Annotated in this window: 23 protein-coding genes; 20 read left to right on the forward strand and 3 right to left on the reverse strand. The window is 75.8% G+C overall.

The features are described from left to right. Positions 1-183: 183 nt before the first annotated feature. On the forward strand, positions 184-582 hold the full coding sequence (locus SH587_RS07395; RefSeq protein ID WP_320669946.1) for an ATPase: 399 nt from the start codon (positions 184-186) through the stop codon (positions 580-582). A gap of 138 nt (positions 583-720) precedes the next feature. Next, positions 721-1,764: a TolB-like translocation protein gene (locus SH587_RS07400; protein WP_320669947.1), complete on the forward strand. Its 1,044-nt coding sequence runs from the start codon at positions 721-723 to the stop codon at positions 1,762-1,764. 167 nt (positions 1,765-1,931) lie between these two features. On the opposite strand, the gene SH587_RS07405 is transcribed toward SH587_RS07400, so the two are convergent. Next, positions 1,932-2,417, reverse strand: coding sequence for a protein-tyrosine phosphatase family protein (locus tag SH587_RS07405; RefSeq protein ID WP_320669948.1), 486 nt, complete (start codon positions 2,415-2,417; stop codon positions 1,932-1,934). 94 nt (positions 2,418-2,511) lie between these two features. Between SH587_RS07405 and SH587_RS07410 the strand changes: the two genes are divergently transcribed. The 15 genes from SH587_RS07410 to SH587_RS07480 all read left to right on the forward strand — a co-directional run bounded on the left by SH587_RS07410 (position 2,512) and on the right by SH587_RS07480 (position 17,765). Then, the gene (locus SH587_RS07410) at positions 2,512-4,170 is read left to right on the forward strand and encodes an acyl-CoA synthetase (protein WP_320669949.1); all 1,659 of its coding nucleotides are present in this window, start codon (positions 2,512-2,514) and stop codon (positions 4,168-4,170) included. A gap of 66 nt (positions 4,171-4,236) precedes the next feature. Further along, a complete protein-coding gene (locus tag SH587_RS07415; RefSeq protein WP_320669950.1) occupies positions 4,237-5,475 on the forward strand; it encodes a polysaccharide deacetylase family protein in 1,239 nt (412 codons plus the stop codon). A 39-nt stretch (positions 5,476-5,514) separates the two neighbouring features. After that, positions 5,515-6,072 (forward strand): YceD family protein, encoded by a 558-nt coding sequence (locus SH587_RS07420; protein ID WP_320669951.1) that lies wholly within the window; start codon positions 5,515-5,517, stop codon positions 6,070-6,072. A 47-nt stretch (positions 6,073-6,119) separates the two neighbouring features. After that, positions 6,120-6,746 carry an RNA polymerase sigma factor gene (locus SH587_RS07425; RefSeq protein ID WP_320669952.1) on the forward strand — a complete coding sequence of 209 codons (627 nt, stop codon included), beginning with the start codon at positions 6,120-6,122 and terminating at the stop codon, positions 6,744-6,746. Beyond that, positions 6,743-7,450, forward strand: coding sequence for a hypothetical protein (locus SH587_RS07430; protein WP_320669953.1), 708 nt, complete (start codon positions 6,743-6,745; stop codon positions 7,448-7,450). Before SH587_RS07425 ends, SH587_RS07430 begins: the two co-directional genes overlap by 4 nt. 88 nt (positions 7,451-7,538) lie before the next feature. Beyond that, positions 7,539-7,730 (forward strand): 50S ribosomal protein L32, encoded by a 192-nt coding sequence (gene rpmF / locus SH587_RS07435; protein WP_007577852.1) that lies wholly within the window; start codon positions 7,539-7,541, stop codon positions 7,728-7,730. 162 nt (positions 7,731-7,892) lie between these two features. After that, complete coding sequence (plsX, locus tag SH587_RS07440; protein WP_320669954.1) at positions 7,893-8,954, forward strand: phosphate acyltransferase PlsX; 1,062 nt, start codon at positions 7,893-7,895, stop codon at positions 8,952-8,954. A 12-nt stretch (positions 8,955-8,966) separates the two neighbouring features. Further along, complete coding sequence (locus tag SH587_RS07445) at positions 8,967-9,218, forward strand: acyl carrier protein (RefSeq protein WP_320669955.1); 252 nt, start codon at positions 8,967-8,969, stop codon at positions 9,216-9,218. A gap of 9 nt (positions 9,219-9,227) precedes the next feature. Then, the gene (locus SH587_RS07450; RefSeq protein WP_320669956.1) at positions 9,228-9,923 is read left to right on the forward strand and encodes a ribonuclease III family protein; all 696 of its coding nucleotides are present in this window, start codon (positions 9,228-9,230) and stop codon (positions 9,921-9,923) included. Between the two features lie 13 nt (positions 9,924-9,936). Next, complete coding sequence (locus SH587_RS07455; RefSeq protein ID WP_320669957.1) at positions 9,937-13,164, forward strand: chromosome segregation SMC family protein; 3,228 nt, start codon at positions 9,937-9,939, stop codon at positions 13,162-13,164. Positions 13,165-13,204: 40 nt separating this feature from the next. Further along, complete coding sequence (locus SH587_RS07460; RefSeq protein ID WP_320669958.1) at positions 13,205-14,449, forward strand: glycosyltransferase; 1,245 nt, start codon at positions 13,205-13,207, stop codon at positions 14,447-14,449. Beyond that, complete coding sequence (locus tag SH587_RS07465) at positions 14,446-15,330, forward strand: hypothetical protein (protein ID WP_320669959.1); 885 nt, start codon at positions 14,446-14,448, stop codon at positions 15,328-15,330. The genes SH587_RS07460 and SH587_RS07465 overlap by 4 nt, the downstream gene beginning before the upstream one ends. Next, the gene (locus SH587_RS07470) at positions 15,327-15,743 is read left to right on the forward strand and encodes a hypothetical protein (RefSeq protein WP_320669960.1); all 417 of its coding nucleotides are present in this window, start codon (positions 15,327-15,329) and stop codon (positions 15,741-15,743) included. The genes SH587_RS07465 and SH587_RS07470 overlap by 4 nt, the downstream gene beginning before the upstream one ends. Further along, positions 15,733-16,923: a glycosyltransferase family 4 protein gene (locus SH587_RS07475; RefSeq protein WP_320669961.1), complete on the forward strand. Its 1,191-nt coding sequence runs from the start codon at positions 15,733-15,735 to the stop codon at positions 16,921-16,923. The genes SH587_RS07470 and SH587_RS07475 overlap by 11 nt, the downstream gene beginning before the upstream one ends. Then, a complete protein-coding gene (locus SH587_RS07480) occupies positions 16,920-17,765 on the forward strand; it encodes a hypothetical protein (RefSeq protein ID WP_320669962.1) in 846 nt (281 codons plus the stop codon). The genes SH587_RS07475 and SH587_RS07480 overlap by 4 nt, the downstream gene beginning before the upstream one ends. A gap of 34 nt (positions 17,766-17,799) precedes the next feature. On the opposite strand, the gene SH587_RS07485 is transcribed toward SH587_RS07480, so the two are convergent. Together SH587_RS07485 and SH587_RS07490 are read right to left on the reverse strand one after the other, a co-directional pair. After that, complete coding sequence (locus SH587_RS07485) at positions 17,800-18,687, reverse strand: NAD-dependent epimerase/dehydratase family protein (protein WP_320669963.1); 888 nt, start codon at positions 18,685-18,687, stop codon at positions 17,800-17,802. A 3-nt stretch (positions 18,688-18,690) separates the two neighbouring features. Next, positions 18,691-19,185 carry a GNAT family N-acetyltransferase gene (locus SH587_RS07490; protein ID WP_320669964.1) on the reverse strand — a complete coding sequence of 165 codons (495 nt, stop codon included), beginning with the start codon at positions 19,183-19,185 and terminating at the stop codon, positions 18,691-18,693. Positions 19,186-19,219: 34 nt separating this feature from the next. Between SH587_RS07490 and ftsY the strand changes: the two genes are divergently transcribed. From ftsY to SH587_RS07505, 3 genes are all read left to right on the forward strand, one after another. After that, entirely contained in the window at positions 19,220-20,251 is a 1,032-nt protein-coding gene (ftsY, locus tag SH587_RS07495; protein ID WP_320669965.1) for a signal recognition particle-docking protein FtsY, read from the forward strand. Between the two features lie 67 nt (positions 20,252-20,318). Next, positions 20,319-20,747 carry an NfeD family protein gene (locus tag SH587_RS07500; protein ID WP_320669966.1) on the forward strand — a complete coding sequence of 143 codons (429 nt, stop codon included), beginning with the start codon at positions 20,319-20,321 and terminating at the stop codon, positions 20,745-20,747. A 59-nt stretch (positions 20,748-20,806) separates the two neighbouring features. Then, entirely contained in the window at positions 20,807-21,700 is an 894-nt protein-coding gene (locus SH587_RS07505) for an SPFH domain-containing protein (RefSeq protein ID WP_320669967.1), read from the forward strand. Positions 21,701-21,705: the final 5 nt, after the last annotated feature.

Here is a 21,705-nt window from a genome sequence, read left to right on the forward strand (position 1 = left end):
GATTGGCGGCACGTACGCGATCCGTCACCATGTCAGCAGTTCCGCTGTCCGCGGGATTCGCGTCGTCGGGAAGGAACTGACGCCGCGACCGCGAAACGGAAGGCTGCCATGGACGTTCTGGTCCTCATCGACAAGCTCGACGATCTCGTTCACAACGCGAAGCCCGTTCCTCTCACGGATCAGGTGCGCGTCGACCGCGAGGAGATCTTCGACATCCTCGACCAGATGCGCGCGACGATCCCGGAAGAGATCAAGCAGGCGCGCTGGATCGTCAAGGAGCGTCAGGAGATGCTCGCCGAGGCCAAGCGCGAGGCCGAGCGGATCATCAAGGAGGGCAAGGAGCAGCAGGTCGAGCTGGTCTCCCAGCAGGAGGTCGTCAAGCTCGCCGAGCGCGAGGCCGACGACATCGTCGACGAGGCGCGGGCCCGCGAGCGGGAGATCCGCCTGGGCGCCGAGGACTACGCCGACGAGATCCTCAACACCCTCGAGGTCAACCTGATGAAGTTCATCGCCGCGGTCCGCCGTGGGCGTGAGCGGCTGCAGGGCAAGGACGACGCCGAGCTGGAGCCCGCCGAGCGCTAGCCGCCCGGCGGTGCGCGGCCCGGCCGCGCGCCGCGAAGAGCGAGGGGGACACGGATCCCCCGTACGGGCGGTCGTCGGCCGCCCGTCGACGTTCTAGGGTCGGCAACCTCGAACCGTTCCGACCCGAGGAGGGGCCCCGTGGCTCCACGATTCCGGACGCGCCGCGGGGGGACCGTCGCGGCGCTGCTCGTCTCCGCCGCCGCGCTGGCCGCCGTCCCGGCACCGGCCGGCGCGACGCTGGTCTACACCAAGGGCACCGCCCACCAGTCGGTCTGGGTCGCCGCCGACGACGGCAGCGGCGCCCGCCGGATCGCCGCCGGCTCGACCGCCCACGTCTCCGACGACGGCAGCCTGGTCAGCTGGGCGACGCCGATGACCAGCGCCGGCGACGCCACGCTGCGGGTCGCCCCGGCGGCCGGCGGCCCGGCCCGCGACCTGCTGCCGCACTTCCAGTGGGGCGCCTTCGCCTGGTCGCCCGACGGTCGCTGGATCGCGGCCACCACCGGCCGCGAGCTGGGCCGGCGGCGGCTGGTGCTGGTCGACGTCGCCAGCGGCCGCCGGCGGACGATCGCCCGCGGCTGGTTCAGCGGCGCGTCGTTCTCGCCCGACTCGACCCAGCTGGTCTACGACCTGCGCACGCGCGACGACAGCTTCCCGCGCTCCGACCTGCACGTGGCGACCGTCGCCGACGGCCGCTCGCGGCGGCTGACCAGCGACGGCCACAGCCAGGTGCCGGTCTGGGGCCCGACGGCGATCGCCTACGCCCGCTGGGCGCGCCCGACCGGCCGCCACCGCCACGAGGACGGCCCGAAGTACAACCTGCGGCTGATCCGGCCCGACGGCAGCGGCCGGCGGACCCTGACCCGGCAGCGGATCCCGTGGCTGCTCTCGGGCCTCTTCCCGACCGCGTTCTCGGCCGACGGGCAGCGGCTGCTGGCCGAGTTCGGCGGCCAGGACACCTCCTACGCGGTCGCGGTCGACGTCGCTAGCGGCCGCACCCGCCGGCTCGGCGACGAGCGCGGCCCGATCGGCGGCGGGCTCTCGCGCGACGGCTCGACGATCCTCGCCGTCGAGGGCGGGCTGGAGGACACGGCGACCGCCCGGGTGGTGGCGATCCCCTTCGACGGCGGACCGCGGACGCTGCTGGCGCGGGGCGGCTACGACCCCGACTGGAACCGCTGAGCCGGCCTCAGCCTGGATCCACCGGTGGTCGGTTGAGCCTCGGCGTGGAGGGCCAAGACGGTGGTCGGGCCGCAGGTGATGACGGTCGGTGACCATCAGATCCTGTGGCGTGGCCACCGTCGCCGGTCATCCGCGGCGAGGCGACCCGAGGATCGGTGGATCCAGGCTCAGGCCGCGCGCGCCGACCACCACCGCACCAGGTCGGTGACCTGGTGGGGGAGCGGGTCGGCGCCGCGGCGGCGGGTCATCACGACCCGCAGAGCGCCGAGCGGGTCGAGCCCGTCCTGCTCGGCGAGCGACGCGGCCGCGGCGACCACCGACCGCTGCCAGCCGGCGCGGCAGTGCAGGTAGACGACATCGCCGGCCTCGCGGGCCTCGCGGACCAGCGCCGCGGCCCGCTCCAGGTGACCGGGCAGCAGGTGGCCGAAGTCGGTCACCGGCACCCGCTGCTCGGCGATCCCGTGGGCGGCGTAGGCGGCGGCGACCGCCTCGTGCTCGCCGTCCCCGTACTCGGGATCGTCGACCAGGCTGACGACCCGGGTCACGCCGCGGGCGGCCAGCTGCGCGACGTCGTCGCCGTCGCGGGGCAGGGCCCCGACGTGCAGCCCGTCGGCGACCTCGTCGAGGCCGTACTCGGTGAACCAGCGCGACACGCGAAGGACGCTAGAGCACCGCGGGCGCGGACGCCGCATGCGTGGCCGGACGGACCAGTCCTCCGGCGGCTACCTCCGAGTAGGATTCGGCGCCATGGCTCTCCCCGCCCCGCTCGAGAAGGTCGCCGCGTCCGCCGGCAAGACGGCGTTCACGCTCCAGCAGCTCACGACCGCCGGGGTCGTCGGGCCGATGGCGCCACAGAAGGTGCCGAAGATCCTGCGGGCGCTGCGCGGCTTCGGGCCGACGCCGGCCGCCGGCTACACGATGAACGCGGTCCGCCGGCCGGACAACCTGGCGCTGATCGACGAGACCGGCTCGCTGACCTTCCGCGAGGTCCACGAGCGCTCGAACGCGCTCGCCCACGAGCTGCGGCGGCTGGGCGTCAAGGAGGGCGACAGCCTGGCGGTGATGTGCCGCAACCACCGCGGCTTCGTGGAGACGATCGTCGCGGCGTCGAAGCTCGGCGTCCACCAGCTGCTGCTGAACACGATGTTCAGCGGCCCCCAGATCAAGGACGTCCTGGCCCGCGAGAAGCCGGTCGTGGCCGTCTACGACCAGGAGTTCCAGGGCCTGGTGGCGCCCGGCGCGGCTGACCTCAAGCGGGTCGTCTGGACCCACGCGAGCGCCGGCGAGCACACCACCGGCGAGCCGACCGCCGAGCAGCTGATCGCGCGCGGCGACCGGGGCGACCTGGCCCCGCCCGGCGAGCGCGGCCGGATGGTGATCCTCACCTCGGGCACCACCGGGACCCCGAAGGGCGCCGCCCGCCAGCAGCCGAAGTCGCTCAACCCGGCGGCCCAGATCCTCTCGCGGATGCCGCTGCGGTCGGAGGAGCGGACGATGCTCGCCGCCCCGATGTTCCACTCCTGGGGCTACCTGCACTTCACGATGGGCTTCGCGCTCGGGTCGACGCTGGTGCTCCAGCGCCGCTTCACCCCCGAGGCGACGCTGGCCGCGATCGCCGAGCACCGCTGCCAGGTGCTGCCGGTGGTGCCGGTGATGCTGCAGCGGATCCTCGAGCTGCCGGACGAGGAGATCGCCAAGCACGACCTCTCGTCGCTGCGGATCGTCGCGCTCTCCGGCTCGGCGCTGCCCGGCGAGCTGGCGATCCGGGCGATGGACCGGCTCGGCGACGTGCTCTACAACCTCTACGGCTCGACCGAGGTCGGCTGGGCGACGATCGCCGACCCGGTCGACCTGCGCGCCGCGCCGGGCACCGCCGGCCGCGCCCCGCAGGGCACGCTGGTGCGGCTCTACGACGACCAGGGTCGTCAGGTGACCGCGCCCAACACGGTCGGCCGGATCTTCGTTGGCAACGACATGAAGTTCGACGGCTACACCGGCGGCGGCGGCAAGGACGTGATCGACGGCCTGCTCTCCTCGGGCGACGTCGGCCACTTCGACGACGACGGCCGGCTGTTCGTCGACGGCCGCGACGACGACATGATCGTCTCGGGCGGGGAGAACGTCTTCCCGCGCGAGGTCGAGGACCTGATCGCCGACCTCGACGGGGTCAAGGAGGTCTCGGTGCTCGGCGTCCCCGACCCGTCGTGGGGCGAGCGGCTGCGGGCGTTCGTGGTCCTCGACGAGGGCGCCAGCCTCGACGAGGAGGCGATCAAGGGCCACGTGAAGGCCAACCTGGCCAGCTTCAAGGTCCCGCGCGAGGTCGTCTTCCTCGACGAGCTGCCGCGCAACGCGACCGGCAAGGTCCTCAAGCGGGAGCTGAAGGAGCTGCCGGTCGCCGGCGACTGAGCGGCGGCTGGCGCGCCCCCGCTCATCCGGCCCGGTCCGTCGTCGGGCTGTGCCAGGGTGGCCACGGTGAGGGCGATCAGGGGCAGGCGGGGAACCACGCTGGCGGCCGCGGTGGCGGTCCTGGCGGGCGGCGGGACGGCGGCGGCGCAGGCCGCGCCGCTGCTGCCGCAGCCGGCATCGGTGCGGGTGGTCACCAGCGGCGACGACCGCGGCCCGGTCGACCTGCGCCGCACCAGCCTCGTGCAGGAGGGCGACGAGCTGGTCTGGCGGGTCCTGACCGCCCACCCCTGGAAGGCCGCCGACCTGCGGGCGGGGGCGGGGCGCCGGATCTGCCTCTCGACCCACCGCCGCGACGACCGCGAGTCCTCGCGGCTCTGCGTCGGCTGGAACGGCCAGCGGCTGCGGGCGCGGCTGGCGACGATCGGCGCGAGCGGCCAGCCGCTTCGCTGGACGGCGTCGGCGGCGCGGGTGCGGCGGATCGACGGCCGCACGATCGAGGTCCGCGGCCCGATCGCGGCGCTCGGCCACCGGCTCGGCCCGGTCCGCTGGAGCGCCAGCAGCCAGTGGACCGGCGGCGACGCATGCCCCGACGCCGGCGACTGCCGCGACCGCGCGCCGGCCCGCGGCGTCGCCCGCTACGAGGTCCGCCGCCCGGTCCCCGTCGGCTGCACGCCGCAGGGACCGCTGACCGTCCGCCAGGCGCCGCCGCGGTCGGAGAAGGAGGTCGCGCTGACCTTCGACGACGGCCCCTGGCTGCTGACCGGGCAGTTCCTCGATCGGCTGGCCCAGCTGCACGTGCCGGCGACCTTCTTCATGATCGGCCGCCAGGTCGAGGCCCAGGCCCCGCTGCTGCGGCGGATGCTGCGCGACGGCCACGCGCTCGGCAACCACACCTGGAGCCACCAGAACGTGGCCGGCGGCAACGCCGGGCAGATCAGCTCGACCAGCCAGGCGATCGAGCGCGCGACCGGCTCGGCGCCGTGCGTCTTCCGGCCGCCGGGCGGGGCCACCAGCGCCACCCTCGCCGGCCAGGTGCGGTCGCTGGGGATGGTCGACGTGCTCTGGTCGGTCGACACCGACGACTGGCGCGGCCCGCCGAGCAGCGACGCGATCGTCGCCCGCGCGCTGGCCGTCCAGCCGGGCGGGATCGTGCTGATGCACGACGGCGGCGGTCCGCGCGGCAACACGCTGGCGGCGCTGCCGCGGATCGTCAGCGGGCTGCGGGCCCGCGGCTACCGGCTGGTGACGGTGCCGCAGCTGCTGCGTCTGCCGCAGCGGTTCGGCTACCGCCGCGTCGGCGCCTGAGCCCGGCTGCCGCGCCCGGCGCCGGGCTACCCTGTGGCCATGGCCCCCGATCCCGAAGCAGAGCTCGAGGAGCGGCTCGACCTCGCGACCCTGCGGATGGCGCCCGGCGACGGGCGCCGGCTGGAGCTGCCGGTCGCGCTCGACGGCGTCCGCCTGAGCACCCAGGGCTACGTGCCCGAGCCGGCGACGCCGACCGCCCGCCTCGACCTCTCGCGGATGATCGGCGGCGGCTACGCGCTGCGGCTGCGGTTCTCGACCCGCGTCGCCGGTCCCTGCATGCGCTGCCTGCAGCCGACCGCGGCCGAGATCGACGTCGACGTCCGCGAGCTGGAGCAGAAGGGCCGCGACGAGCAGCTCGACAGCGACTACGTCGAGGGCGACGAGCTGCTGCTGGCCCGCTGGGCGAACGACTCGTTCGTCTTCTCGCTGCCGAGCCGGATCCTCTGCCGCGAGGACTGCCGCGGCCTCTGCCCGGAGTGCGGGGCGGACCTGAACGCCGACCCCGACCACCGTCACGACCAGGGGCCGGATCCCCGCTGGGCGGCGCTGAAGGGGCTGCGGTTCGACGACGAGGGACGGCTGGTCGAGGGGCAGTGAGGGACGCGGCGGGGTAACGCCCGCCGCGGTCCGGACAGGTAGGGGGCGTGGACGACGACGATCTCCAGCGCCCCGCGGACCGCGAGCGGTTCGCCGCGCTCTACGCCGAGAACGCCCAGGCGCTGCTGGGGTACGCGCTGCGGCGCTGCCCGACGCCGGAGGACGCCGCCGACCTGGTCTCGGACGTCTTCCTGGTCGCCTGGCGGCGGCTGGACGAGGTCCCGGCCGGCGCCGACGCCCGCCCGTGGCTGTTCGGCACCGCGCGGCTGACCCTGGCCAACCAGCGCCGCGGCGCCGCCCGCCGGACCCGGCTCGGCCAGGAGCTGCGCCGGCACGTCGGCGCGGCGGCGGGGGAGGACCCGGCCGGGGCACTGGTCCGGCGCGAGCGCGACGGCGAGCTCGAGCGGGCGCTGGCCGCGCTCTCCGACCTCGATCGCGGGCTGCTGACGCTGATCGCCTGGGAGGGCCTGACGCCGGCCCAGGCCGCGGTGGCGCTGGGCCTGCGGCCGGCCGTCGTGCGGGTCCGGCTGCACCGGGCGCGGCAGCGGCTGCGGCGGACGCTGGAGGAGCAGGAGGCGGCCGCCACCGCCGTCGTCGGCCCCGCCCGCCCCGTCGCGCCCGCGCCCGCGGGCGAGCGGGGACCGATCAGCGACCGCGAGGAGCGCCCCGCATGACCACCACCGTCACCCCCGATCCGCTCGGCGACCTGGGTCCGCGCCTGCGCGACGGCGACCCGCTCACCGACGGCCGCGCGCCGGAGCTGCCGCCGGAGCTGCTGGCCGCCGCCGCGGACGAGATCGCGGCGACCCCGCGGACCACCGCCGGTGCCGCCCGCCGCCCGCGCTCGCGATCGCGATCGCGCCGGACGTCGCTGGTGCTGGCGCTGGTGGCGCTGCTCGGCGTGCCGTCGGCCGCCGTCGCCACCTACGTCGGGATCCACAGCGGCTTCTTCCCCGGCCGCGACGACAGCGAGTCGACGCCCGGCGAGGAGTACCTGGACACCAGCAGCCCGGGGATCGTGCGGGTCGTCCGCGGCCTGACCGCCGGCGTGCCGCTGCCGCCCGGCGACGGCTGGGGGCCGCTGCTGGCCCGCTACCCGGCTGACGAGGGCCTGATGCAACGGAGCGGGATCGGGGTGGTCGTCGAGGGCTACGCCCGCTGCCGCTGGGACCGCGCCTACCTGCGGGCCGACGCGGCCGGCGACCTTTCCGGCCGCGAGCGCGCCGCGCGGACGCTGCTGGCCAGCGCCGGCTGGCGGTACACCGTCGCCACCGACGGCGGCGGGGTCGCGGCCCAGTACCGGCGGCAGGGCCGCGCGGCGCTGCGCGGCGACGCCGGTCCGGTCCGCCGGCACTGGCGGGCGAACTGCGGCGGCTGAGCAGCTCGCTGGCACGAAATGACCGCTGCGGTCCCAAAATGACACCGCAGATCATCCCGACGCCCGATTCCGTACCATTCCGATCCTTATGGCCGTCCCCAAGCAGAAGCAGTCGCACGCCCGTACCGCGAAGCGGCGCGCGCAGCACAAGGCTGCCCGCCCGACGGTCAACGAGTGCCCGCAGTGCCACAGCCCCCGGATCCCGCATCGCGTCTGCGGCACCTGCGGCTACTACGACGGCCGCGTGGTCGTCGCGCCGAAGAGCTCGACCGACTTCTAGTCCCGGGACGGTAGGCTGGCCGACGCCGCCCGCCACCGGTTCCCGACCCGGCCCGCTCGCCGCGCGCGAACGGGCCCCTCGCGTCGCCCGACCATCATCGCCGGCCCCTGCGCCGGCGCCGGTCCGTCCCACGCGCCCACCACCGCACCCCGTTCCCCGCCCGTGACCGTCACCGTCGCCGTCGACACCACCGGAGCGGACCTCGGACCAGCCGAGGTCGCCGAGGGTGCCCTGATCGCCGCCCGCCAGCGGATCGACATCCGCCTCTACGGCCCCGCCGCCGAGCTGCGGGCCGTGGTCGGCGACGTGGCCGGGATCGAGGTGATCGACGCCCCGATCTCGATCGCCAAGGCCGCCGACCCGGTGACCGCCGTCCGCGGCAACCCAGAGGCGTCGATCGTCCAGGTCGCCCGCGCCGTCGCCGCCGGCGAGGCCGACGCCTTCGTGGTCGCCGGCGCCACCGGCCCGGCGCTGGCCGCCGGCCTGCTGCACGTCCGCCGCGCCAAGGGCATCCACCGCCCGGCGCTGGCGCTGCCGCTGCCGATCCCCGGCAAGGCGCCCGTGACCCTGGTCGACGTCGGCGCCAACGTCGAGTCGCGGCCCGACCACCAGGTCCAGTTCGCCTTCATGGGCGCCGCGCTGGCCCGCACCGTGCTCGGGATCGAGCGACCGCGGGTGGCGCTGCTCTCCAACGGCGAGGAGCCGACCAAGGGCACGCCGGACGTGGTCGAGGTCCACGGCCTGCTGCGCCAGCGGCTGGCCGACAACCCCTACGTCGACTTCGTCGGCAACATCGAGGGCACCGACGTCACCGAGGGCGCGGCCGACGTCGTCGTCACCGACGGCTTCACCGGCAACGTCACGCTGAAGCTGATCGAGGGCGTCTCGCAGACCGTCGTCCGCGAGATCCGCGCCGCCGCCAAGTCGAACCCGATGGCGATGGTCGGCGGGCTGCTGCTGAAGCCGGCGCTCGGCCGCTTCCGGCGCGAGATCGACCCCGAGGGCCCGGGCGGCGCCTACCTGCTGGGCCTGCGCTCGCTCGGCGTCGTGCCCCACGGCCGCTTCACCCGCAACGGCTTCGCCGAGGCGATCGTGCGGGCCGCCCGCGGGGTCGAGCGCGACGTCGTCGAGCTGGTCCACCACGACCTCCAGGCCGCCGGCGCGCTGCGCCGGACCGGCGGGGCGGCGGGGGCCGAGATCGCCACCGCCCGCCCCACCAGCTAGCGTTTCCCGACCATGACGCGCGACGAGGTGTTCGAGATCGTCCGGCGCCATCTGGCCGACGAGCTGGAGGTCGACCCGGAGGCCATCGCCGAGACCACCCGCCTGCGGGAGGACCTCGAGGCCGATTCGCTGGACCTGTTCACGCTGGTCCAGGAGCTGGAGGACACCCACGGCGTCCAGCTGCCCGAGGACGAGGCCGCGCAGATCACCACCGTCGGCGAGGCCGTCGACGCCGTCCTGCGGCACCTGCCCGCGGCCGCGTAGGCGGTCGCCGTGAACGAGAGCACCGCCACCGACCGGCTGCGCGACCTGCTCGACGCGCTGCCGGACGGCCTCCGCCGGCAGGTGCTCAGCCACGCCTCGTGGACCAGCCGTCGCGCCGACAGCTACGAGCGGCTGGCCTTCCTCGGCGACAGCGTGCTCGAGCTGGCCGTCTCGACCCACCTCTTCCGGACCCTCGACGCCGACCGCTTCGGCGCCGGCCGCCTGACCGAGGTCCGCGCCGGCACCGTCTCCGGCGCCGCCTGCCGCGGGGTCGCCGAGCGGCTGGAGGTCCCGCGGCGGATGGCCGAGATCGCCCCGGCCAACCTCCAGACCCGGGTCGCTGACCTGACCCGCACCGAGCGGGTGCTGGCCTCGGTCTGCGAGGCGGTGATCGGCGCCTGCTTCCTGGAGCACGGCTACGAGACGACGGCGCTGGCCGTGGTCGAGGCCTTCGCGCCCGAGCTGGAGGAGTCGCTCGACCACCCCGCCGACCACAAGAGCAAGCTGCAGGAGTGGCTGATGGCCCGCGGCCGCGCGGTCGTCTACCGGGTGGTCGAGGAGCTGGGCGAGCCGCACGCCCGCACGTTCGTGGTCGAGGCGACCGTCGAGGACGCCGTCGTCGGCTCCGGCCGCGGTCGCTCGAAGAAGCTGGCCGAGCAGGAGGCGGCCCGCGAGGCGATCGCCACCCTCGGGGTGTCCGCCTGATCCCCCCGGCCAGATGCACCTGAAGTCCGTCACCCTCAAGGGGTTCAAGTCGTTCCCCGACCGCACCCGCCTGGAGTTCGACCCGGGCGTCTCGGTCGTGGTCGGCCCCAACGGCTCGGGCAAGAGCAACGTCACCGACGCCGTCCTCTGGGCGCTCGGCGAGCAGCGGCCGCTGGCGATCCGCGGCCAGTCGATGCAGGACGTGATCTTCGGCGGCGGCAAGGGCGTCCAGGCCCGCAGCGCGGCCGAGGTCGAGCTGGTGCTCGACAACTCCGACGGCACCGTCGACCTGCCCGTCTCCGAGATCTCGGTCGTCCGCCGGCTCGACCGCTCGGGCGAGGGCGGCTACCGGCTGAACGGGGCCAAGTGCCGGCTGACCGACGTCCAGGAGGTGCTCTCCGACACCGGGCTCGGCAAGGAGGCGCACTCGGTGGTCTCGCAGGGCCGGGTCGAGGCGATCGTGACCTCGAAGCCGAAGGACCGGCGGCTGCTGATCGAGGAGGCGGCCGGCCTCGGCAAGCACCGCAAGCGCCGCCGCCGGGCGCAGCTGAAGCTGGAGCGCACGCGCGAGAACCTGGACCAGGCGCTGCTGGTCGAGCAGGAGGCCCGCAAGCAGCTGGGGCCGCTGAAGCGCCAGGCCGAGGCGGCCGAGCTGCACGAGCGGCTGGAGCGGCAGACGACGGAGGCCCGCTGGGAGCTGGTCCGCGACGGGCTCCGCGAGCGCCGCGCCCAGCTGGCCGCCGCCGAGCAGGAGACGACCGCCGCCCGCGCCGAGCGCGAGGCCGCCCAGGGCGAGCTGGACGCCGTCGTCGCCGAGCGCCGCGAGGCCGAGGAGGCGCTGGCCGAGCAGGCCCAGCGGCGCGACCGGCTGGCCCAGCGCGCCCGCCGCGCCGCCGCCGCGGCCGACCGGATCGAGCTGCGGCTGGAGCGGGTCGCCGACCGCCGCCAGAACCTGGCCGAGCGGATCGAGCGCCGCCAGGAGCAGCTGCTGGAGCTGCGGGCCGCGGCCGCCGCCGACAAGCCCGACGAGGCCGGCAACGCCCGCATCTCCGCGCTGGAGCAGGAGCTGGAGGCGCTCAACCGCGAGCGCCAGGAGACCCTGGAGCGCGAGCTGGAGGTGCTGGAGGCGGCCCGCGTCGTCGCCGAGGGCAAGGTCGTCGAGGCGACCGCGGCCGCCGACGCGGTCAAGGCCGAGGCGGCCGAGGTCGAGACCCGCGGCGAGGCGATCCGGACCCGCCGGCGGGCGCTCGAGCAGGCCGCCGAGGCGGCCCGCCGCGAGGCCGCCGCGGTCGGCGCCCAGCTGGCGAAGGCGAACCAGTTCCTGCGCGCCCACGGCGCGGGCAGCCGCGGCGCCTCGCTGGCCGACGGGCTGCGGGTCGCCGACGGCGCCGAGCTGGCCGTCGCCGCCGCGCTCGACGGCCGCCTGGGGGCGAGCGTCGCCGACGACCTGCCCGCGGCCCGCGGGCTGCTCGACGGCGGCGGCCGCGACGGCGCCCGGGTGCTGCTGGCCGGCGACGCCGGGCCGGGCGACGGTCCCGACGGCGCCAGCGGGCCGGGCATCGCCGACGCCCGCCGGCTGGCCGACGAGGTCAGCGGCGACGCGGCCGGGGTCGCGATCGTCCGCCGGCTGCTGGCCGACGCCTGGCTGGTCGAGGCGCTGCCCGACGCCGCCCCGAAGGGCTTCGCCGGGATCCTCGCCACCCCCGAGGGCCACGTCTGGGACGTCGGCAGCGGCGAGCTGCACCGCTCGCCCCAGGGCGGCGAGGAGCGGGTGCTGGCCGAGCGCAACCGCCGCGACCGGCTGGTCTCCGAGAGCGAGCGCGCGGTCCAGGCCGAGCAGGCCGCCGTCGCCGACGTCGAGGCGCTGCGCGACGAGGTCGCCGAGCTGGCCCACGAGCGCGAGGAGGCCGAGCAGCGGACCCGCCAGGCGCGGCGCGCGGTCGTCGACGCCGAGGAGGCCCTGCGCGACGCGACCCGCGCGCTCCAGCGCCGCCGCGACGCCCCCGACGAGGGGCCGACCGCCGTCCGCCGGGCCCAGATCCTCGGCGAGCTGGCCGCCGAGCGGCGGACCGCCGAGCGGCTCCAGCGCGAGCGGGCCGAGCGCGAGCAGCGGGTCACGACGCTGGAGACGGCGATCGCCGCCGACGAGGCCGTCGTCCCCGCCGGCGAGCGGCTGACCGAGGCGCTGGCCGCCGCCCTGCGCGCCGTCCGCGACCGTCACGCCCAGCTGGAGCAGGCGGTCGCCGAGGACCGCGCCGCCGGCGACGACGTGGCCGGCCGGCTGCGGGCCTGCGCCCAGCGCGAGGCCGACCTCAACCAGCGGCTGCGGCGGATCGGCGACCGGCTGACGACGGCCGAGGTCGCCGCCCAGCGGGCCCGCGACCAGGAGCACGAGATCGGGCTCGAGCTGGGCCAGCTGGCCGAGCGGCTGGGGCTGCCCGCCGAGCCGGCCGAGGAGCCGCTCGACGCCGAGACCGCCGAGCAGCTGCGGCAGCGGATCGCCCGGCTCCAGAAGCGCCGCGAGACGCTCGGCCCGGTCAACCCGCTGGCCCAGGCGGCCTACGAGGAGGCCCGCGAGCACGTCGACGAGATCGAGGCCCAGCGGACCGACCTCGAGACGGCCCTGCGCGAGCTGCGGGCGTTCGTCCGCGACACCGACCGCCAGATCCGCGAGACCTTCGAGCAGACCTTCGCCGCCTGCGCCCGCAACTTCGAGGAGCTGTCGCGGCACGTCTTCCCCGGCGGCTCCGGCCGGCTGCGGCTGGTCCGCGAGACGGAGGACGAGGCCGACGGCGAGGGGGAGGGCGAGGAGTCGCTCGACGACGCCGACCAGGACGAGGTCGAGCGCGAGGACGACGTCGGAGTCGAGATCGAGATCACCCCGGCCGGCAAGTCGATGAAGCGGCTGACGCTGCTCTCCGGCGGCGAGAAGACGATGACCGCGATCGCCTTCCTGTTCGCCGTCTTCCTGGCCAAGCCGAGCCCCTTCTACGTGCTCGACGAGGTCGAGGCCGCGCTCGACGACCTCAACATCGACCGCTTCCTGCAGCTGCTGCGGCGCTACAAGGACCGCGCCCAGTTCATCGTCGTCACGCACCAGAAGCGGACGATGGAGGTCGCCGACGCCCTCTACGGCGTCTCGATGGGCGGCGACGGCGTTTCGAAGGTCGTCTCGCGCCGGCTCGACCAGCGCGACGGCGACCAGACGCCGCACCTGCCCGGGCTCTCGGCCGCCGGCTGAGCCCGGATCCGGGCTGACCCCACGCTAGGGTGGGCGGCCGATGCCCCCGGCCGCCGGCCACCGCGCGCTCTACGCGTCGTTCGACCGCTTCCCGTCGCGCAAGGGCTCGGCCGTCCACATCGACCGCTTCGCGCGGACGCTCTTCGACCACCACGGCGGCGGGCTGCTCTACGTGCTCGGCGGCGACGGGCTGCCGCCGTACCAGCGCGAGGGCCCGGTCGAGGTGGTCCGCTTCGAGCGTCCGGAGCCGCGCTTCCTGGCCCGGGCGCTGGCCTTCGGGGCGCGGCTCGACGTGCTGCTCGACGACCACGCCAAGACGCTCGAGCTGTGCCACTTCCGCGACCCCTGGAGCGGCCTGCCGATCGTCGAGCGGTTCGCCGACCGCCCGCCGGGCGCGCGGCCGGCGCTGGTCTACGAGGTCAACGGCCTGCCCTCGATCGAGCTGCCGTTCCTGTTCCCGCGGATCCCGCGCGCGACCCTCGACCGGGTCGCCGAGCTGGAGCGGCGCTGCCTCGACGCGGCCGACGCGGTGGTCACGCCGGCCCACGCGATCGCCGCCGCGCTGGCCGCCCGCGGGGTCGGCCGCGAGCGGCTGCACGTGATCCCCAACGGCGCCGACCTGCCACCGGCGACCGCCCGCCCGGCCGCCGCCCCGCCGCGCTACCTCCTCTACTTCGGGGCCGTCCAGCCGTGGCAGGGGCTCGACACGGCGCTGCGGGCGCTGGCCCGGCTGGAGGACCTGGACGACCTCGGCCTGGTCGTCTGCTCGTCGGTCCACCGCCGCCGCACCAAGCCCTACGTCAAGCTCGCCGAGCGGCTGGGCGTCGCCGATCGCGTCCAGTGGCACGTGGCGCTGCCCGAGGCCGAGCTGGCGCCGTGGCGCGAGCACGCGGCGCTCTCGCTGGCCCCGCTCCGCGACTGCGAGCGCAACGTCGTCCAGGGCTGCTCGCCGCTGAAGCTGCTGGAGTCGATGGCCTCGGGGACGGCGGTGGTCGCCTCCGACCTGCCGGCGGTCCGTGAGCTGGTCGACGACGGGGTCGAGGGGCGGCTGGTCCACCCCGACCGGCCGGCCGAGCTGGCGCGCGCGATCCGGGTCCTGCTCGACCACCCCGAGCGGGTCGCGGAGATGGGCCGCGCCGGCCGCCGGCGGGTCGCCGCGGGGCTGACCTGGACCCACGCCACCGACGCCCTCCGCGACTGCTACTCGACGTTGGCGGCGCGACGTGATCGAATGCGCCCCGTGCCCGCGATCGGACTCGACGACGCGCCGGCGGTGCGCCCGTGACGGGCGTCCGCGCCAGCCTCGGCGCGCTCTCCGCCGACCAGCGCGAGCTGCTGCGGACGAAGGTCGTCCAGGGCGAGCGATCAGCCGACGAGTGGCACGCGCTGCTGGCGCCGCTGCAGGTGCTCGACGGCCAGGCCGACGCCGCGCGCTCGCGGGCGGGCAAGGCGCTGCTGTGGCTCTACCTCGGCGGCGGGCTGCTGGTCTTCGTGCTGCTCTTCCTGGCGCCGCTGGTCGCGCTGGCGCTGCTGGTGCTGGTGACGGTCCCGATCGTCGTCCTGCACCTGCGGCGCGGGCGGCTGAAGCGGCTCGACCTCGGCGACGCGGCGCTCGGGCTGGCGCTGCCGCTGCTGCCGCTGCTGGCCGAGGACGCCGCCGACGACGCGCCGCTGACCCTCGGCCTCGACCTCCGCGGGCCGACCGCCGACGAGAAGCAGACGGGGTCGAGCGACCCCTACGCCCGCGGCGCCTACCACCGGATCGTCGACTTCTTCTACGCCGACCCGTTCCTCCACGCCCGGGTCCGCTTCGCCGACGGCGCCGACGTGCGGCTGGAGGCGGTCGAGCACGTCCGCCGCTCGCGCCGGACCAAGCGCAACCCGCGCGGCAAGATCAAGACCAAGGTCAAGGACAAGCGGCGGGTCCAGCTGGACGTGGCCGTCGCCTTCCCGGCCAAGAACTACGCCGCCGCCGGGCCCGGGGGCGGGGCGCTGCCGCCGACCGACCGCGAGCGGATCGCCGCCCGCGACGGCCGCACCGTCGTCCGCGAGCGGCGGGTGGTGAAGGCCAGCGGCGCCGGTGGACCGATCGATCCGGCCCACGTCGTCGACCTGCTGGCCCGCGCCTACGGCCGCGTCGAGCCGGCCCGGAGGAAGAAGCTGTGACCGCCGGCCTCGATCCCTGCGCCGGCAAGCGCGGGTTCTTCACGCTCCGCGACTGCGACCGGCCGGCGACGGCCACCTGCGACCTCTGCGGGCGCCGGATGTGCCACGAGCACCTGGCGCCGCGGGTCGACGCCCGGGTCTGCGTCGAGTGCGCGGCGCGCCAGGCGGAGGAGGCCGCCACCGCCGACCTGAGCGTGGTCGAGCCAGCCCGCGGCCGCGGGCCCGACGCGGTCCTCGACCCGGTCCACGCCCGCGCGCGGACGGCCCGCTACCGCCGCCGCTACTACGACGACCATGGCTACGAGCCGGTCTGGTGGGCCAGCCACGACAGCTACTGGGCCGGCGACGGCTACCGCTGGCACGAGCAGGACGACTTCGCGGACGACGACGGCGGCGGGTTCGGTGACTCCTGAGCTGCGTCCGCTGTGGGTGACCGAGACCTACCCGCCGGCCCGCGGCGGGATGGCGCAGTCCTGCGACCGGATCGTGCGCGGCCTGCGCGGCGCCGGCGCGACCGTCGACGTCCTCCACGTGGTGCCGCGGGCGCGACCGGGCAGCGCGCCGTTCGCGATCCAGCGGCAGGCCGGCGGCCGCTACCTCGCCTGCCCGGTCGACGACGACCCGCCGCACGCCTTCAACCGCGCCTGGTCGGCGCTGCGGGCCGACCCGGTCAGCGAGCAGCTGACCCACGTGGTCGCCTTCGGCGGCACCCGGCCGATCACCGTCGCGCCGGTGCTGGCCGCCTGGCTGGGGGTGCCGCTGGTGACGCTGATCCGCGGCAACGACTTCGACGCCGCGGTCTTCTCCGCCCGCCGGCGGCCGCTGCTGGCCGACGCCCTCGGCCGCTCGGCGCTGGTGGCGGCGGTCGCGCGCGACAAGGTCGAGCGGATCTCGGCTCTCCACCCCGAGGTGCCCGTCCGCTGGATCCCCAACGGGATCGACCTCGAGGACTGGACGCTGAGCCCCTCCGACCGCGCCGCCGCGGCCGACTGGCGGGCGGCGACGGTGCCGGCGGGGCGGCGGGTGCTGGGCCTCTTCGGCCACCTGAAGCCGAAGAAGGGCGGCACCTTCCTGCTCGACGCACTGGTCCGCTCGGGGCGGGCGGACGCCTTCCACCTGCTGCTGGCGGGCGAGCTGGACCCGGCGATGGAGGCCTGGCTGGCCGAGCACCGCGAGCAGCTCTCGTGGACGGCGCTGCCGTTCCTCGACCGCTACGAGCTGCTGCCGTGGTACGCCGCCTGCGACTGGGTGGCGATCCCCTCGTTCTACGACGGGCTGCCGAACGTGCTGGTCGAGGCGGTCGCGCTCGGGATCCCGGTGATCGGCTCGCGGGTGGCGGGGATGGCCGACGTGCTGACGGACGGCGAGACCGGGCTGCTGTTCGAGGCCGGCGACGAGGCCGGCTGCGCCTGGGCGCTGGAGCGGGCGGCGACGCTCGACCCGGCCGCGCTGGCCGACGCCTGCCGGGCGCTGGCGGTCGAGCAGCTCGACGCCCGCGACGAGACGGCGCGCTACCTGGCCGCGCTGGCCGACGTCCGCCGCGAGCCCCGCCCGGCGGCGGAGACCGCGGTCGCGGGAGGCTGGTCGGCGTGACCGCGGGCCGGGTCCTGTACTACGCGATCGGCGGCGGGCTCGGCCACCTGGTGCGGGCCCGGCGGGTGATCCGGACCCTCGGCCTGGAGGACCGCGCGGCGCTGCTGACCGCCTCGCGCTTCGCCCGCGACGAGCGGGTCACCGGCGGCCTGCCGGTGGTCCGGGTCGCCCAGGGACTGGAGCGCGAGCCGCGGCGGATCCGCGACCTGATCGCCGTCCAGCAGCCGAGCGAGCTGGTGGTCGACGCGTTCCCGCTCGGGATCCTCGGCGAGCTCGACGGGATCGAGGGCGTGCCGATCCGCCACGTCGCCCGCCGGCTGCGCTGGTCGCGCTACCGCGAGCGGATCGGGGCCGGCCGGATCCACTTCGCCGTCACCCACCTGCTGGAGCCGCTGGAGCCCGAACACGAGCGGTTCCTGCGCGAGCGCAGCGACGTGGTCGAGGAGCTGACGCCGGAGCGCGAGCAGCACCGGCCGCGGCGGGCGGCGCCGGGGCCGCATTGGCTGGTCGTCCACAGCGGCCCCGACGAGGAGACGCTGGAGCTGGTGGCGACCGCCCGCGAGCACCAGCGGATCGAGGGCGTCGACGTGCCGCTGGTGCTGGTCTCCCCGCGGCGCCCGCCGGGGCTGCCGCGCGGGGTGGTCTGGCGCGACGTCCACCCGGCGGCCTCGCTCTACGCCGCCGCCGACCGGCTGGTGACCGCGGCCGGCTGGAACGTCGTCGACGAGGCGGCGCCGTTCCGCGAGCGCCACCACGTGGTCCCCTTCCGGCGGCCGCTCGACGACCAGGCCGCTCGCGCCACCCGCGTCCGCCGCGAGCGGGCCGGGCTGCTGCCGCGCTGAGCGGGCGCCGGAGGCCGGGCTCTGGGCCTCGGGCTCAGCCGGCGGCGCCGAGCGCGTCCCGCTCGGCCGCCACCTGGACGGCCAGCCCGGCGGCCAGGGTCCAGCCGGGCTCCCAGCCGAGCGCGCGCCGGGCGCGGGTCGTGTCGGCGGCGGTGTGGCGGACGTCGGCGGCGTGGGCCGCGGCCGGGACGGTCCGCAGCCGCCCGCCGCAGAGCGCCCGCACCTGGGCCAGCGCGTCGGCCAGCGTCACCCGCTCGCCGCCGCCGAGGTTGTAGACCTCGCCCGCCGGCCCGCGCTCGGCGGCGGCGATCGTGCCCGCGACCGCGTCGGCGACGTAGGTGAAGTCGCGGCTCTGGCGGCCGTCGCCGAAGACCAGCAGCTCGCCGCCGCCGAGCGCCGCCGCGATCGCCCGCTGGAGCGCCATGTCCGGCCGCTGTCCGGGGCCGTAGACGGTGAAGTAGCGGAGCGCGACCACGTCGAGGCCCTGGGCGCCGTAGGCGGTCGCCAGCCCCTCGGCCATCAGCTTGGTCGCGCCGTAGGGAGAGATCGGCCGCAGCGGCGCGTCCTCCGGGGTCGGTAGCCGCCGGGGGTCGCCGTAGACCGAGGACGACGAGGCCAGCACCACCCGCCCGACGCGGGCCGCGTGGGCGGCCTCCAGCAGCCGCTGGGTGGCGCGGACGTTGTCGTGCAGGTAGTCGTCGAAGGCGGTCCGCCAGCTGGCGCGGGCCGAGGCCCGGCCGGCCAGGTGGAAGACGACGTCGACCCCGCTCACCAGCGGGTCGAGGTCGAGCGTGGCGATGTCGCCGGTGACGTCCGCTCCCGGCCGCCGGTCGACGCCGATCGTTTGCCAGCCGCGTTCCCGCAGCGTCGCCACCAGGTGGCTGCCGATGAAGCCGGCGGCGCCGGTGACCAGGGCCCGCATGCTTCAGCCGAGCCGCTTCTCCAGCCAGTGGGTCGCGCGGGCGTTGCCGTTGTAGTCGGGCACGTCGCGGTAGCCGGCCGAGCGGTACAGGTGCAGCGCGTCGGGCTGGTCGGGCCCGGTGTCGAGCCGCACGACGTCGTGGCCGATCGCCCGCGCCTGCTCCTCGAGCGCGGCCAGCAGCGCCCGGGCGACGCCGCGGCCGCGGGCGTCGGGGGCGACGTACATCCGCTTGATCTCGGCGATCGGGCGCGGGGCGCCGCCCTCCTCGACCGCGACCTCGATCGTCTTGACCCCGCCGCAGGCGACGGCCCGGTCGTCGATCCGGCCGACCAGGAAGGCGCCGCCGGGAGCGGCCAGCTCGTCGGGGTCGGCCGAGGGCCAGGGGCCGGTCGGCGGACCGTAGAGCGCCTCGATCTCGGCCAGGAACGCGTCCAGCAGCCCGGTGCCCGGCTGCGCGTCGGAGCGCTCGACGGTGAAACGGACGGGGGAGGCGGGCACGCGCCGATCCTACGCGGCGCTATCGTCGGCGGCGATGGCGCGCGAGTGGACCGAGCTCTTCACCCTCGACGAGGCGCGCGCCGGTGCGCTGACCGCGGCCGCCGACGCGCCCGAGAAGCGCGGTCGCTTCTTCAAGCGGCTGCGCCAGAACCTGAAGAAGACCCGCGACGCGCTCGGCGCCGAGCTGACGCAGACGCTCTTCGACAACCTCGACGACGAGACCTGGGAGCGCCTGGAGGAGGCGCTGATCATGGCCGACGTCGGGGCCAAGGCCACGGCCGAGATCGTCGGCCGGCTGGAGCAGGAGGCGACCACCGGCGGCACCACCGATCCGGCGGCGCTGCAGGACCGCCTGACCGAGCTGCTGGCCGAGGCGGCGCGGCCCGACGGCGAGGCCACGATCGACCTCCGCCACGGGCCGACGGTGATCATGGTCTGCGGGGTCAACGGCACCGGCAAGACGACCTCGATCGGCAAGCTGGCCCACACGCTGGCGACCCAGCTCGGCCAGAAGGTCGTGCTCGGCGCGGCCGACACCTTCCGCGCGGCGGCGGTCGAGCAGCTCCAGATCTGGGGCGAGCGGGCCGGCGTCGAGGTCGTGGCCAGCGTGCCGGGCGGGGCCAGCGACCCGGCGTCGGTGGCGTTCGAGGCGGTCCGCCGCGGTCGCGAGGCCGGGGCCGACGTGGTGATCGTCGACACCGCCGGCCGGCTCCACACCCAGCTGCCGCTGATGGAGGAGCTGGCCAAGGTCCGGCGGGTGATCGAGAAGCAGATGCCCGGTGCCCCGCACGAGATCCTCCTGACCGTCGACTCGACCACCGGCCAGAACGGGCTCCGCCAGGCGAAGGAGTTCTCGCAGGCGGCGCCGGTGACCGGGATCGTCCTGACCAAGCTCGACGGCAGCGCCAAGGGCGGGATCGCGATCGCGATCGCCCAGGAGCTGTCGATCCCGGTCAAGCTGATCGGGATCGGCGAGGCGCTGGAGGACCTGCGCCCGTTCGACGCCGACGACTTCGCCAGCGCCCTGATCCGCCCGGACGAGCGCGACCCGCTGGCCGCGGGCTGAGGGCGGCCGCCGCGGGCGACGGTCCGCGCTCGCTGGCGCGGCTCCGCTCCCGGTAGATTCCGCGGCAATGGAGGACTGGATCGTCTGGCTCCTGATCGCGGTCGGCTTCGGCGTCGCCGAGGCGCTGACGCTGTCGCTGTTCCTGGCCCCCTTCGCGGCCGGGGCGGCGGGGGCGACGATCGTGGCCGGCGCCGGCGGTGACTTGGCCCCGCAGGTGGTGGTCTTCGCCGTCGTGACCGCGGTCTGCATGCTGCTCTTCCGCCCGATCGCCCGCCGCCACCTGCGCCAGCCCTCGACCACGCGGACCGGCACCGCGGCCCTGATCGGCCGGACCGCGCTGGTGCTGCAGCCGCTGACCGGTCCCGAGGGCGCCGGCCAGATCCGGCTCGAGGGCGAGGTCTGGACCGCGCGGACCGAGGACGGGGCCGAGATCCCGGCCGGCCACACGGTCACGGTGCTGGAGATCCGCGGCGCGACCGCGATCGTCACCGACTGACGGCCGCCGCGCCAGCGACTAGTCTCCGGCCTCCCCGACGCTGAACCCAGGAGCTTCCCGTGGTCATCGCCATCCTCGCCATCCTCGCGCTGTTCGCCCTGCTGCTGGCGGCCAAGACGGTGCGCATCATCCCCCAGGCCCGCGCCGGGATCGTGGAGCGGCTGGGGCGCTACCAGCGCACGCTCGATCCGGGCCTGCGGATCACGGTGCCGTTCATCGACCGGCTGCTGCCGCTGCTCGACCTCCGCGAGCAGGTCGTCAGCTTCCCGCCGAACGCGGTGATCACCGAGGACAACGTCTCGGTCGGCATCGACACGGTCCTCTACTTCCAGATCACCGATCCGAAGGCGTCCACCTACGAGGTCGCCAACCCGATGCAGGCGATCGAGCAGCTGACGGTGACCACGCTGCGGAACGTGATCGGCGGCCTGACGCTGGAGCAGACGCTGACCTCGCGCGACGAGATCAACGGCCAGCTGCGGACGGTCCTCGACGAGGCGACCGGCAAGTGGGGCATCCGCGTCGGCCGCGTCGAGCTGAAGGCGATCGATCCGCCCGGGTCGATCCAGGAGGCGATGGAGAAGCAGATGCGGGCCGAGCGCGACCGCCGCGCCGCGATCCTCAACGCCGAGGGCGTCAAGCAGTCGCAGATCCTCACCGCCCAGGGCGAGAAGGAGTCGGCGGTGCTGAAGGCCGAGGGCGCCAAGCAGTCGGCGATCCTCCGCGCCGAGGGCGAGGCGAAGGCGATCGGGACCGTCTTCGAGGCGATCCACGCCGGCCGGCCCGACCAGGAGTTGCTGAGCTACCAGTACCTGCAGATGCTGCCGGAGCTGGCCAAGGGCGAGGCGAACAAGGTCTGGGTGATCCCGTCCGAGTTCACGAAGGCGCTGTCGGGGATCGGCGGCGTGCTGAACCCGGGCGACAAGCCGCCGACCAGCGGGCCGGCGGCCTAGCCGCC

This window comes from Patulibacter defluvii, assembly GCF_034096925.1.
GTDB classification, from domain to species: Bacteria; Actinomycetota; Thermoleophilia; order Solirubrobacterales; family Solirubrobacteraceae; genus Patulibacter; species Patulibacter defluvii.

Excerpts from the sequence above, each read along its gene's own strand:
- SH587_RS07410 (WP_320669949.1), top strand. The coding sequence starts at position 2,512 with ATGGCTCTCCCCGCCCCGCTCGAGAAGGTCGCCGCGTCCGCCGGCAAG.
- SH587_RS07420 (WP_320669951.1), top strand. The coding sequence starts at position 5,515 with ATGGCCCCCGATCCCGAAGCAGAGCTCGAGGAGCGGCTCGACCTCGCG.
- SH587_RS07430 (WP_320669953.1), top strand. The coding sequence starts at position 6,743 with ATGACCACCACCGTCACCCCCGATCCGCTCGGCGACCTGGGTCCGCGC.
- rpmF (WP_007577852.1), top strand. The coding sequence starts at position 7,539 with ATGGCCGTCCCCAAGCAGAAGCAGTCGCACGCCCGTACCGCGAAGCGG.
- SH587_RS07445 (WP_320669955.1), top strand. The coding sequence starts at position 8,967 with ATGACGCGCGACGAGGTGTTCGAGATCGTCCGGCGCCATCTGGCCGAC.
- SH587_RS07455 (WP_320669957.1), top strand. The coding sequence starts at position 9,937 with ATGCACCTGAAGTCCGTCACCCTCAAGGGGTTCAAGTCGTTCCCCGAC.
- SH587_RS07460 (WP_320669958.1), top strand. The coding sequence starts at position 13,205 with ATGCCCCCGGCCGCCGGCCACCGCGCGCTCTACGCGTCGTTCGACCGC.
- SH587_RS07485 (WP_320669963.1), bottom strand. The coding sequence starts at position 18,687 with ATGCGGGCCCTGGTCACCGGCGCCGCCGGCTTCATCGGCAGCCACCTG.
- ftsY (WP_320669965.1), top strand. The coding sequence starts at position 19,220 with ATGGCGCGCGAGTGGACCGAGCTCTTCACCCTCGACGAGGCGCGCGCC.
- SH587_RS07500 (WP_320669966.1), top strand. The coding sequence starts at position 20,319 with ATGGAGGACTGGATCGTCTGGCTCCTGATCGCGGTCGGCTTCGGCGTC.